General features: G+C 59.1%; 3 protein-coding genes, 2 tRNA genes and 3 rRNA genes. 2 read left to right on the top strand and 6 right to left on the bottom strand.

What is annotated here, in order from left to right; all coding sequences use genetic code 11:
* The first annotated feature begins 230 nt into the window (after positions 1-230).
* The gene (gene putA / locus ACCQ03_RS19415; protein ID WP_209227271.1) at positions 231-3431 is read left to right on the top strand and encodes a bifunctional proline dehydrogenase/L-glutamate gamma-semialdehyde dehydrogenase PutA; all 3201 of its coding nucleotides are present in this window, start codon (positions 231-233) and stop codon (positions 3429-3431) included.
* A gap of 1485 nt (positions 3432-4916) precedes the next feature.
* On the opposite strand, the gene rrf is transcribed toward putA, so the two are convergent.
* From rrf to tyrS, 6 genes are all read right to left on the bottom strand, one after another.
* Positions 4917-5031, bottom strand: a 5S ribosomal RNA gene (gene rrf / locus ACCQ03_RS19420).
* A gap of 170 nt (positions 5032-5201) precedes the next feature.
* Positions 5202-8082: ribosomal RNA gene (locus ACCQ03_RS19425) — 23S ribosomal RNA — on the bottom strand.
* Between the two features lie 227 nt (positions 8083-8309).
* Positions 8310-8386 (bottom strand) — tRNA-Ile (locus ACCQ03_RS19430).
* A gap of 18 nt (positions 8387-8404) precedes the next feature.
* Positions 8405-8480 (bottom strand) — tRNA-Ala (locus ACCQ03_RS19435).
* Positions 8481-8575: 95 nt separating this feature from the next.
* A 16S ribosomal RNA gene (locus ACCQ03_RS19440) occupies positions 8576-10122 on the bottom strand.
* The 16S, 23S and 5S rRNA genes sit together here with 2 tRNA genes alongside, the layout of an rRNA operon.
* A gap of 720 nt (positions 10123-10842) precedes the next feature.
* The gene (gene tyrS, locus ACCQ03_RS19445; RefSeq protein WP_057677601.1) at positions 10843-12054 is read right to left on the bottom strand and encodes a tyrosine--tRNA ligase; all 1212 of its coding nucleotides are present in this window, start codon (positions 12052-12054) and stop codon (positions 10843-10845) included.
* Positions 12055-12224: 170 nt separating this feature from the next.
* Here tyrS and ACCQ03_RS19450 point away from each other — a divergent pair, with 170 nt between their 5' ends.
* A complete protein-coding gene (locus ACCQ03_RS19450) occupies positions 12225-13643 on the top strand; it encodes a M23 family metallopeptidase (RefSeq protein WP_209226153.1) in 1419 nt (472 codons plus the stop codon).
* Positions 13644-13674: the final 31 nt, after the last annotated feature.

Genomic DNA, 13674 nt, shown 5'->3' on the forward strand with positions numbered 1-13674 from the left:
GCCAACACATGCGGCAAGCATTTCCAACGATCAAAAATTTGCTGCAGTGCAGCTAAAAGTGCGGGCAAATCAATCACTTCTGCGTTGCTCGACAATGGCGGTGCCGGCACGCCGTGTCGCGCACCTGCGGTGGCGGCATGCACAAAACGGCGGGAAAGCCGCCGCTTCCACACAAGTGCGCACGCCGTCTGGCTCACTAGAATGCGCAGAGAATCCAAGGCACCTTTCGCATGAACGCACAGCTCGACCCGCTTGCCTCTACCTCAGTCGCGCCCCCGCTGTTGGCGCCCGAACTGCCCGCCGCACCTGGCGCATTGCGTGCTGCCATGACCGCCGCCTGGCTCAAGGACGAAACCGAGCACGTGCGTGAATTGCTCGAGCAGGCACGCCTGCCTGCCGCCGAGCAAGCCAAGGTGCAGGCGATCGCGGCCGACCTGGTGACCCGTGTGCGGGCACGTGCGCAGAATCAGGGCGCCATCGAGGCCTTCATGCGCCAATACGACCTGGGTAGCGAAGAAGGCGTGCTGCTGATGTGCGTGGCCGAGGCACTGCTGCGCATTCCCGACCAGGACACCGCCGACAAGCTGATCCGCGACAAGCTCGGCGATGCGGATTGGAAAAAGCATATGGGCGGCAGCGATTCGGTGCTGGTCAACGCCTCCACCTGGGGCCTGATGCTGACCGGCCAGTTGGTGCAGCTCAACGACCTCACCCGCGCCGATGTGCCGGGCGCCTTCAAACGCCTGATCGGCCGCGTCGGCGAGCCGGTGATCCGCCTGGCCGTGCGCCAGGCCATGAAGATCATGGGCCATCAGTTCGTCATGGGCCGCACCATCGGCGAAGCGCTGTCGCGTTCGCGCAAGGGCGACAACGCCAACTACCGCTATTCGTTCGACATGCTTGGCGAAGGCGCGCTCACCATGAAGGATGCGCAGCGCTATCTGCAGGCGTATCGCGATGCGATTCATGCGATCGGCCGCAGCGGCAGTTTCGTCGGTACCGATGTATTCGCCGCGCCCAGCATCTCGATCAAGCTGTCGGCGCTGTATCCGCGTTACGAGCACGCCAAGCGTGCCCGCGTGATGGCAGAGCTGGTGCCGGGCGTGCTGGAACTTGCGCAGTTGGCCAAGTCCTACGGCATCGGCTACACCGTCGACGCCGAGGAAGCCGATCGGCTGGAACTGTCGCTGGACATCATCGAGGCCACCTTCTCCGACCCGTCATTGGATGGCTGGGAGGGCTATGGCCTGGCCGTGCAGGCGTATCAAAAACGCACGCCGTACACGATCGATTTTCTTGCCGATCTGGCGCGCCGTGTCGGGCGACGCATTCCGGTGCGCCTGGTCAAAGGCGCGTACTGGGACGCAGAGATCAAGCGCGCCCAGATCGAAGGACATCCCGGCTACCCGGTGTTTACGCGTAAGCAAAACACCGACGTGTCGTACCTGGCATGCGCGCGTCGCATGTTCGCGCACAGCGACGCGCTCTACCCCATGTTCGCCACGCACAACGCGCAGACCATTGCCGCAGTCCGCGCGATTGCGGCAGGCAAAACCTACGAGCACCAGAAACTGCACGGCATGGGCGATGACCTGTATGCCGAAGTGATTCCTGCCGATCGTCTCGATCTGCCATGCCGCGTCTATGCACCGGTTGGCTCGCACGAAGATCTGCTGCCGTATCTGGTGCGTCGCCTGCTCGAAAACGGCGCCAATTCCAGCTTCGTCAATCGCATCACCGACGAGGATGTCGCCATCGAAGACCTCATCCGCGACCCGGTCGAAGCGGTAACGTCATTTACTTCCATCCCGCATCCCAAGATTCCACTGCCAGCCGATGTGCTGCGTAGCCAGAACCAGAACAGGAAAAACTCCATGGGCGCCAATCTCGCCAACGACAACGATCTGCGCCTGCTCGCCGAGCAACTCAACGCTGCGATCAAACCGTGGAAGGCCACGCCCCTGGTGCCCGGTGCGGTAATCAGCACGCCTGGCCAAGCGGTGTTGAATCCGGCAGATCGCCGCGAGACGGTTGGACAGTGGCACCCGGCCGATCCGGATACCGTCCAGAAGTCGCTGGCCAGCGCTGCGGCCGCGCAACCGGCCTGGAACCGCACACCTGCGGCCAGCCGCGCCACCATCCTGGAACATGCGGCCGATCTGCTCGAAACGCGCATGCCCGACTTCATGTCGATCTGCGTCAAGGAAGCCGGCAAGACGCTGCCCGACGCCGTGGCCGAAGTCCGCGAGGCCGTCGATTTCCTGCGCTATTACGCAGGCCAGGCGCGTGCGCAGTTCGGTGCACCCGAGCGCCTGCCCGGGCCAACCGGCGAATCCAACGAGCTGCAGCTGCACGGGCGTGGCGTCTTTGTCTGCATCAGTCCATGGAACTTCCCGTTGGCGATCTTCCTCGGCCAGGTCGCCGCAGCGCTGGCGGCCGGCAATACGGTCATCGCCAAACCGGCCGAGCAAACCAACCTGATTGGCTTTGCAGCGGTCAAACTGCTGCACGAAGCCGGCGTGCCGGAAGCGGCGGTGCAGTTCCTGCCAGGTGACGGCGCTACCGTTGGTGCTGCGCTGACTAACGACCCGCGCGTTGCCGGCGTCGCGTTCACCGGTTCTACCGAAACCGCACGCATCATCAACCGCACCTTGGCCGCACGCGATGCCGCCATCGGCGTCTTGATCGCCGAAACCGGCGGCCAGAACGCCTTCATCGCCGACTCGTCCTCGTTGCCCGAAGCGGTGGTCAAGGACGCCATTTCCAGTGCCTTCATCTCGGCCGGGCAGCGCTGCTCCGCGGCGCGCGTCCTGTTCGTCCAGGACGACATCGCCGACAAGGTCATGACGATGCTGGCCGGTGCAATGGGCGAGTTGAAGATCGGTGATCCGGGCCTGCTCTCGACCGACGTTGGCCCCGTGATCGATGCTGATGCACTCAAGATTCTCGACGATCACGCTGCACGCATGGATCGCGAAGCGCGTCTGATCGGGAGCACCGCCCTGGACGCCAGCACCGCGCATGGCAGCTTCTTCGCTCCACGTGCCTATGAGCTGACATCGCTGTCGCAGCTGCAACGCGAAATTTTTGGGCCGGTGCTGCATGTAATTCGCTGGAAGGCCGACCAGCTCGATGCCGTCATCGAGCAGATCAATGCGACCGGTTACGGCCTCACGTTGGGTGTCCACTCGCGTATCGATGAGACGATCGACCGCATCACCTCGCGCGTGGCGGTAGGCAACGTCTACGTCAATCGCAACCAGATCGGCGCCGTGGTCGGCGTACAACCGTTCGGCGGCCAGGGCCTGTCCGGCACCGGTCCCAAGGCGGGCGGCCCGCATTACTTGCTGCGTTTTGCTACCGAGAAGGTCGTCACCGTCAACACCACCGCAGCAGGCGGTAACGCCTCGCTGCTGACATTGGGCGACTGATACCAGCCAGCAGATCATGGCCTCAGCGCTAATCGGTCAGTCTCCACCGATTGCAGCCAGATGTACTGTCAGCACGACAAAAAACCCCGCTTAGGCGGGGTTTTTTGTTCGTTGGGCGCAGTGTTTCAAGCTGTCTGTGGTGGTGAATATCCCAACGACATAAAGCATCGGCCCCCACTTGGCGAAACCGGGGCGAATTCGCGGTGCACTTCCCCAGCTGTTCGAGTCGGTCGCTCCATGGGTGTTCCCTCGATGCACATCGCTGGATTCGATCCAAGACTTATCGGATACCTTCACCGCACACCGTGATGCCACTGGTGCCTTCGATTTGGTCTCACCAAGATGTGGGAAACATTGCAGATGCCGTGACCGGTCTGCTGTAGGCCATCCTTCGTATCAAGGGCGGGCGGGCAAGGACGTCGGCCGAGCGAGGCTATCAGGGGCGCTGTCTGTTATCGACTCCAGCGACTGCCGCCCCGGTGTCTGGCCCTGGCCAAGCAGGTGGACTAAAACTAGATGGTGCACGACTTGTTTCGCTATGACGCTGCGGATTTCTCACAGCGGCGGCCCTTGGCGATTACGGCTTGCCGTAATTACTCCTTCGATTGCATGGCATGGAAGCGGTCAATGGCGTAGCAAGGTAATGCTGAGCCTTGCCTTGGTGGGCCAGTTTCCTGGGACTGCTCATGCATGCCTGCATGCGCCTGCTCGGCCAGCCATTGATCGTGCTGTTATCGACTCCAGCGACTGCCGCCCCAGCGTCTGGCACTGGCACTGGCACTGGCACTGGCACTGGCATTGGCACTGGCCCTGGCCAGGCAGGTGGACTAACGCTAGAAGGGTGCACGACTTGTTTCGCTATGACGCTGCGGGTCTCTCGCAGCCGCGGCCCTTGGCGATTACGGCTTGCCGTAATCGCTCCTTCGATTGCATGGCGTGGAAGCGGTCCATGGCGTAGCAATGTAATGCTGAGCCACGCCTTTGGTGGGCCAGTACCTGGGACTGCTCATGCATGCCTGCATGAGCCTGCTCGACCAGCCGTTGATCGTGCGGTGATCGGCTCCAGCGACTGCCGCCTGGCGCGCCTGGCACTGGCCAGGCGGTTTGGCGGCCAAGGATAAACCCTCAGTGCCGGTGGCCCGCAGGTTACGGGGAGCGCGTGCTTTGTGTTGCGGGGCATTCGCAGCCGCGGCCATACGGGCGCCTTGGCCCTGGACCGCTACCACGAAGGCGATGTCGGCGCCGACTGGCAAGCGGCGCAGGGTAAGCGGGCGAGGCGGCTGGATGAGCGCGGTGCTGTGGGGTGACTAACTCCCCACCGCCAGGCGATTTGCGGCGGTTATCTCATGTGCTGTGCTGCTGCAGCACCTGGGTCGCCGCCGGCTTTCAGGCGCCCTGAGGCCATCCCCGACTGGGTCTTGTATCAATTTGGGCGCAAAAAAAGAAACCCTCAGTCCTTGCGGACTGAGGGTTTCGGGGTAAAGCCCCTGGCGATGACCTACTCTTGCATGGCTTGAGCCACACTACCATCGGCGCAGCTGCGTTTCACTTCCGAGTTCGGGATGGGATCGGGTGGTTCCACAGCGCTAATTTCACCAGGGAGACGGTTGGAGCGTCGCCAGTTGCTGCTTCCTCAAACGTGAGCACGGGTGTGCAAGCGTTTGCGTATGGAAGCACCTACGGCGCTCAGCCTCGCATAGTTAACTTGTGACGTAGCTTGCATTTGATGATCTACCAACGTTCGTTGGGACCAAGGCAACTTGAGGTTATATGGTCAAGCCGCACGGATCATTAGTATCAGTTAGCTCAATACATTGCTGTACTTACACACCTGACCTATCAACCACGTAGTCTACATGGTTCCTTTAGGGGGCTTGTGCCCCGGGAAGTCTCATCTTGAGGCGCGCTTCCCGCTTAGATGCTTTCAGCGGTTATCGCTTCCGAACATAGCTACCCGGCAATGCCACTGGCGTGACAACCGGAACACCAGAGGTTCGTCCACTCCGGTCCTCTCGTACTAGGAGCAGCCCCTCTCAAACTTCCAACGCCCATGGCAGATAGGGACCGAACTGTCTCACGACGTTCTGAACCCAGCTCGCGTACCACTTTAAATGGCGAACAGCCATACCCTTGGGACCGACTACAGCCCCAGGATGTGATGAGCCGACATCGAGGTGCCAAACACCGCCGTCGATATGAACTCTTGGGCGGTATCAGCCTGTTATCCCCGGAGTACCTTTTATCCGTTGAGCGATGGCCCTTCCATACAGAACCACCGGATCACTAAGACCTACTTTCGTACCTGCTTGATCCGTCGATCTTGCAGTCAAGCACGCTTATGCCTTTGCACACAGTGCGCGATGTCCGACCGCGCTGAGCGTACCTTCGTGCTCCTCCGTTACTCTTTAGGAGGAGACCGCCCCAGTCAAACTACCCACCATACACGGTCCCTGATCCGGATAACGGACCTAGGTTAGAACGTCAAGCACGACAGGGTGGTATTTCAAGGATGGCTCCACTGCAGCTAGCGCCACAGTTTCATAGCCTCCCACCTATCCTACACAGACGAACTCAACGTTCAGTGTAAAGCTATAGTAAAGGTTCACGGGGTCTTTCCGTCTTGCCACGGGAACGCTGCATCTTCACAGCGATTTCAATTTCACTGAGTCTCGGGTGGAGACAGCGCCGCTGTCGTTACGCCATTCGTGCAGGTCGGAACTTACCCGACAAGGAATTTCGCTACCTTAGGACCGTTATAGTTACGGCCGCCGTTTACTGGGGCTTCGATCAAGAGCTTCGCCTTGCGGCTGACCCCATCAATTAACCTTCCAGCACCGGGCAGGCGTCACACCCTATACGTCCACTTTCGTGTTTGCAGAGTGCTGTGTTTTTGATAAACAGTCGCAGCGGCCTGGTTTCTGCGACCCTCTTCAGCTATAGCTCGCACGAGCCACCAAAAAGGGTGCACCTTCTCCCGAAGTTACGGTGCCATGTTGCCTAGTTCCTTCACCCGAGTTCTCTCAAGCGCCTGAGAATTCTCATCCTACCCACCTGTGTCGGTTTACGGTACGGTCTTCGTGAGCTGAAGCTTAGGAGCTTTTCCTGGAAGCGTGGTATCAGTGACTTCGCCAAAAAGGCTCGTCTCGGTGCTCGGTCTTAAAGGATCCCGGATTTGCCAAAGATCCAAACCTACCGCCTTTCCCCGGGACAACCAACGCCCGGTACACCTAACCTTCTCCGTCCCTCCATCGCACTCACGCGAGGTGCAGGAATATTAACCTGCTTCCCATCGACTACGGCTTTCGCCCTCGCCTTAGGGACCGACTAACCCTGCGTCGATTAACGTTGCGCAAGGAAACCTTGGGCTTTCGGCGTGCGGGCTTTTCACCCGCATTATCGTTACTCATGTCAGCATTCGCACTTCCGATACCTCCAGCAGACTTCTCAATCCACCTTCGCAGGCTTACGGAACGCTCCTCTACCGCGCATAAAACAAGTTTTATGCACCCCAAGCTTCGGTTCACTGCTTAGCCCCGTTAAATCTTCCGCGCAGACCGACTCGACCAGTGAGCTATTACGCTTTCTTTAAAGGGTGGCTGCTTCTAAGCCAACCTCCTGGCTGTCTATGCCTTTCCACATCGTTTTCCACTTAGCAGTGAATTTGGGACCTTAGCTGTGGGTCTGGGTTGTTTCCCTTTTCACGACGGACGTTAGCACCCGCCGTGTGTCTCCCATACAGTCCGTCTCGGTATTCGGAGTTTGCAATGGTTTGGTAAGTCGCGATGACCCCCTAGCCATAACAGTGCTCTACCCCCGAGAGGATACATATGAGGCGCTACCTAAATAGCTTTCGAGGAGAACCAGCTATCTCCGGGTTCGATTAGCTTTTCACTCCTAATCACAGCTCATCCCCGTCTTTTGCAACAGACGTGGGTTCGGGCCTCCAGTACCTGTTACGGCACCTTCACCCTGGCCATGACTAGATCACCCGGTTTCGGGTCTACTGCCCGCGACTATGCGCCCTTATCAGACTCGGTTTCCCTTCGCCTCCCCTATACGGTTAAGCTTGCCACGAACAGTAAGTCGCTGACCCATTATACAAAAGGTACGCAGTCACTCTTGCGAGCTCCTACTGCTTGTACGCACACGGTTTCAGGATCTATTTCACTCCCCTCTCCGGGGTTCTTTTCGCCTTTCCCTCACGGTACTGGTTCACTATCGGTCGGTCAGGAGTATTTAGCCTTGGAGGATGGTCCCCCCCTATTCAGACAGGGTTTCACGTGCCCCGCCCTACTCGTCTTCACTGGAGTGGCCCTTTTAAATACAGGGCTATCACCTTCTATGGCCAATCTTTCCAGATTGTTTTTCTAAAGCCATTCCAGCTTAAGGGCTGCTCCCCGTTCGCTCGTCACTACTCAGGGAATCTCGGTTGATTTCTTTTCCTCCGGTTACTTAGATATTTCAGTTCACCGGGTTCGCTTCCAGCAGCTATGAATTCACTGCAGGATACTGCCGAAGCAGTGGGTTTCCCCATTCGGACATTGCCGGATCAAAGCTTGTTGCCAGCTCCCCGACACTTTTCGCAGGCTACCACGTCCTTCATCGCCTCTGACCGCCTAGGCATCCACCGTGTGCGCTTATTCGCTTGACCATATAACCCCAAGTTGCCTCGGGGCCATACGCCGTGTTGTGTGGGGTACAAAGCCACCAACGCGAACATACGACTCAATTATTTAGGGACTCGAAGTCCCCGCCTTAGCCTCAACGACACGTTTAGATAGATATCTCAAACGCTCGCTACGTCACAAGTTATAAAAGAACATGTCTCAGCCTCAACGCTGAGCCATATAAATTCTTAAGTGTGCACTACATTCAGAGTGGTGGGTCTGGGAGGACTCGAACCACCGACCTCACCCTTATCAGGGGTGCGCTCTAACCACCTGAGCTACAGACCCAAAGTCGTTTCACTCAAATGGTGGAGCCTGTCGGGATCGAACCGACGACCCCCTGCTTGCAAAGCAGGTGCTCTCCCAGCTGAGCTAAGGCCCCATGATGGGACTTTCGCATACCGGCCTGTGCCGATACGCATCTCTGAATGCAGGTAATTTGTGAGGACGCCCGACAGGACGATGACGTCATGCTCAAAAGGAGGTGATCCAGCCGCACCTTCCGATACGGCTACCTTGTTACGACTTCACCCCAGTCATCGGCCACACCGTGGCAAGCGCCCTCCCGAAGGTTAAGCTACCTGCTTCTGGTGCAACAAACTCCCATGGTGTGACGGGCGGTGTGTACAAGGCCCGGGAACGTATTCACCGCAGCAATGCTGATCTGCGATTACTAGCGATTCCGACTTCATGGAGTCGAGTTGCAGACTCCAATCCGGACTGAGATAGGGTTTCTGGGATTGGCTTGCCCTCGCGGGTTTGCAGCCCTCTGTCCCTACCATTGTAGTACGTGTGTAGCCCTGGTCGTAAGGGCCATGATGACTTGACGTCATCCCCACCTTCCTCCGGTTTGTCACCGGCGGTCTCCTTAGAGTTCCCACCATTACGTGCTGGCAACTAAGGACAAGGGTTGCGCTCGTTGCGGGACTTAACCCAACATCTCACGACACGAGCTGACGACAGCCATGCAGCACCTGTCTCACGGTTCCCGAAGGCACCAATCCATCTCTGGAAAGTTCCGTGGATGTCAAGACCAGGTAAGGTTCTTCGCGTTGCATCGAATTAAACCACATACTCCACCGCTTGTGCGGGCCCCCGTCAATTCCTTTGAGTTTCAGTCTTGCGACCGTACTCCCCAGGCGGCGAACTTAACGCGTTAGCTTCGATACTGCGTGCCAAATTGCACCCAACATCCAGTTCGCATCGTTTAGGGCGTGGACTACCAGGGTATCTAATCCTGTTTGCTCCCCACGCTTTCGTGCCTCAGTGTCAGTGTTGGTCCAGGTAGCCGCCTTCGCCACGGATGTTCCTCCCGATCTCTACGCATTTCACTGCTACACCGGGAATTCCGCTACCCTCTACCACACTCTAGTGACCCAGTATCCACTGCAATTCCCAGGTTGAGCCCAGGGCTTTCACAACAGACTTAAACCACCACCTACGCACGCTTTACGCCCAGTAATTCCGAGTAACGCTTGCACCCTTCGTATTACCGCGGCTGCTGGCACGAAGTTAGCCGGTGCTTATTCTTTGGGTACCGTCAGAACAATCGGGTATTAACCGACTGCTTTTCTTTCCCAACAAAAGGGCTTTACAACCCGAAGGCCTTCTTCACCCACGCGGCATGGCTGGATCAGGCTTGCGCCCATTGTCCAATATTCCCCACTGCTGCCTCCCGTAGGAGTCTGGACCGTGTCTCAGTTCCAGTGTGGCTGATCATCCTCTCAGACCAGCTACGGATCGTCGCCTTGGTGGGCCTTTACCCCGCCAACTAGCTAATCCGACATCGGCTCATTCAACCGCGCGAAGCCCGAAGGTCCTCCGCTTTCACCCGTAGGTCGTATGCGGTATTAGCGTAAGTTTCCCTACGTTATCCCCCACGAAAGAGTAGATTCCGATGTATTCCTCACCCGTCCGCCACTCGCCACCCATAAGAGCAAGCTCTTACTGTGCTGCCGTTCGACTTGCATGTGTTAGGCCTGCCGCCAGCGTTCACTCTGAGCCAGGATCAAACTCTTCACTTAAAATTACATGCCCGAAGGCAAATACTTTAGCTGCAGAAGTCCAACCACTGGCAACTTATCGCTTGCAAAGCAATTAATATGTTGCTTGATTAAACGTCTGCAAGATGGACAATCATCCTTCCTGCAGGCGTCCGCACAAATTACCTGCGCACACTGTCAAAGAACTTGGGGAGTGGCCTCAGCGCCGTTCCCGTCAGCTTCGTCGTTTCCGTCGAAGCGAGCCGCCCATTATAGCGGACTTTTTCTTGCCGTCAACACCTCATTTCGAGGTGGCTGACGCTGCTTCGCTTCGACCCAAAGGCTTTCTGCGAAGCGAGCCGGCCATATTAGCAGGCTTTTCATCCTCGTCAACCCCTCGTGAAGAGGAAGTTGCCGCCGCTGCACTTCAATCTGCCGAAGCATCTTTCCGTGTAGCGAGCCGCCCATCATAGCCGGCTTTTTCGTTTCGTCAACACCTTAATTTCAAGGAATTTTCGAACCCTTTCGCTCTGGTTCCGCGTTTGCGGAGGCCGTTGCGGCGGGGAGGCGAACTATATGCCCACCCAACCGATTTGGGAAGCGTTTTGTGAAAAATTTTTCACGCCATTGCCAAAAGTGAGCGCTACGCATTAGTTACGTTGGCAGGAGCCTTCCAGTACCTGGGACTGTTACTTCCATCTACTGCGTTAAGACGTGCGAGGCCACAGAGATTGCCGCTTCGCAACAACCTCGGTGTGCTTTTTACGCGGTGACGAGCAATATGCGGGCAAAATTGCGTTTGCCTACCTGGATGACCCCTTCGAAGCCGCGCGTGAAGACGCGGCTGGGATCCTCCACCACTTCGCCATCGATCTTGACCGCACGCTCCTTGAGCTTGCGGGTGGCCTCGGAGTTGCTGGGCGTCAGGCCGGCGGCAGTCAGGAGGCCGGCAAGGCGCAGGCCTTCATCGGGAACTAGCACTTCTTGCAGCGGCAGCAGACTGGTGTCGCCCTGCCCTGTCACCACCGCATGCCAGCCGGCAATGGCCTGCTCCGCGGTTGCGGCATCGTGGAACCGGGTAGCCAGCTCGCGTGCCAGGCGCAATTTGACCTCGCGCGGATGCAGTTCGCCGGCAGCGACCTGCTCTTTCAGGCGCGCCGCTTCGGCCAGGCCGATATCGAAGGACAGCAGGTCGATCCAGCGCCAGGTCAGCTCGTCGCCGATCTTCATCGTCTTGGTGACGATGTCGATGGCCGGTTCGTTGATGCCGATGTAATTGCCCAGTGACTTGGACATCTTGGCCACGCCATCCAGGCCTTCCAGCAGCGGCATGGTCAGCACGATCTGCGGGGCCTGACCGTAGTGCTCCTGCAGGCCACGCCCCATCAACAGGTTGAACTTCTGATCGGTGCCGCCGAGCTCCACGTCGGCCTTCAGCGCGACCGAGTCGTAGCCCTGCACCAGTGGATAGAGAAATTCGTGGATGGCGATCGGCTGCTGGCCGCCGAAGCGTTTGGCGAAATCGTCGCGTTCGAGCATGCGCGCGACCGTGTGCTGGGCAGAGAGCTTGATCATGTCGGCTGCGCTCATCTGGCCGAACCATTCGGAGTTGAAGCGCACTTCGGTGCGTTCGCGGTCCAGGATCTTGAAGACCTGCTCTTCGTAGGTGCGCGCGTTGGCCAGCACATCCTCGCGGCTGAGCGGCTTGCGGGTGGCGTTCTTGCCGCTCGGGTCGCCGATCATCCCGGTGAAGTCGCCAATCAGGAAGATCACCTGATGGCCGAGCTGTTGAAACTGCCGCATCTTGTTGAGCAGCACGGTATGGCCCAGATGCAGATCCGGCGCGGTGGGATCGAAGCCGGCCTTCACCCGCAGCGGCTTACCGGTGGCGAGCCGCGCCTGCAGCTGATCGAGCTTGAGGATCTCTTCGGCACCACGGCCGATGAGTGCGAGGGATTCTTCGATAGTGGCCAACCACAGACTCCAGCGGCGCTTGCCGTCAAAAACGTGAATGATGTTAAACGCGAGTTAATTCCGCGCCAAGTGAAAATAATGAACAGGCTCAATGGTTTGACGCGCTGTTACAGGCTGTCTATGGTACCGGCGATTGGGCTCGCACTTCGAGCCAGCGAGGAATTTGAACGATGCAGAACTCAGAGCAGGGCCGTGCACGCAAGCGGCGCTTTCACGAACGCCTCCACGTCCTTCACGACACTGCACTGCATCGCAAGCTCAAGGCGCATCTGCCGGCCGCGTTCAATGACCGCTGGACACGTCGTCACTGGATCCACGCCAGCCTGTTCGCCACCATCGGTGCGCTGGTTGCCACCATCGTGCCGGGTTTTTCCAACGCCATCGACACGCCGCTTTCCAGCCATTCCACGCTGGCGTTGCCGTTGCCGCCGCTGATTCCCAGCCGCAAGCAGCTGGCGCCGAGCACCGATTGGGAAATTCTGCAGGTCAAGCCGGGCCAGACCCTGAGCACCTTGTTCGGCGAGCTGGGAATCCCGACTGCGGTGATGTACCAGGTGCTGGCGCACCCTGGGACCAAGGAGGCGCTGACCAAGCTGCGACCGGGTACCGAGATCGCCTTCGACATGCCGACGCCTGGCCAACTGCGCGCACTGCGCTTCGATCGCGACGACAGTCATCGGGTGGAACTGCGCCTGCTGGGCGACGCCGTGCGCGAGAACGTGACCGAGCGGGCGACCACCACGCGCACCGTCGTAGCCAGCGGGGAGATCAGCAGTTCGTTGTATGCCTCGGCCGGTAAATCCGGATTGTCGCCGGCGGCGGTGGCGATCATGACCGACGAGATCTTCAAGTACGACATCGACTTCGACAAGGATCTGCAGCCCGGCGACCGGTTCAGCGTGGTCATGGATGAAACCTGGCGCGAAGGCGAGCGGATCAGCACCGGCGACATCCTGGCGGCGACGTTCACCACTGGCGGCAAGACCTATACGGGGTTCCGCTTCGAGCGTGCCGGCAAACCGGCCGAGTACTTCGACACCACTGGCCGCCCGCTCAAGAAGAGCTTTATCCGCATGCCGGTGGCCTATAGCCGGATCAGCTCCACCTTCGGTGCACGCAAGCATCCGGTGCTGGGCACCATGCGCATGCACAAGGGTGTGGACTATGCGGCCGCTTCGGGCACGCCGATCATGGCAGCCGGCGATGCGCGGGTGGTGTTTGTCGGAACCCAGCGCGGTTACGGCAACGTGGTGATCCTGGACCACGGCAAGAACTACAGCACGCTGTACGGGCACATGTCGCGCTTTGGCAAGATCAAGGCCGGGCAGCGCATCAACCAGGGCACGGTGATCGGCTATGTCGGCATGACCGGCCTGGCCACCGGCCCGCATCTGCATTACGAATTCCGCGTGGGCGGGCAGCAGCGCAATCCGATGTCGGTGACGATGCCGCCGCCCGAGCCGCTGCAGGGCGCCGAACTGGCGGCGTTTCGCGCGCAGACGGCGCCGGCCATGGCCCGCATCGAGGGCATGGAGAAGCTGATCTACGCCGACGCCGGCAAGCCGGCCAAGGGCAAGTCGCGCAGTTGAGCGCCTGCGGCTAGTCATTGCGTCAGCTGCG

Source organism: Xanthomonas sp. NCPPB 3569, from assembly GCF_041475645.2.
Taxonomy (GTDB): domain Bacteria; phylum Pseudomonadota; class Gammaproteobacteria; order Xanthomonadales; family Xanthomonadaceae; genus Xanthomonas; species Xanthomonas phaseoli.

Bases quoted from the DNA above. Each gene is read 5' to 3' on its own strand.
- putA (WP_209227271.1), top strand. From the start codon at position 231: ATGAACGCACAGCTCGACCCGCTTGCCTCTACCTCAGTCGCGCCCCCG.
- ACCQ03_RS19450 (WP_209226153.1), top strand. From the start codon at position 12,225: ATGCAGAACTCAGAGCAGGGCCGTGCACGCAAGCGGCGCTTTCACGAA.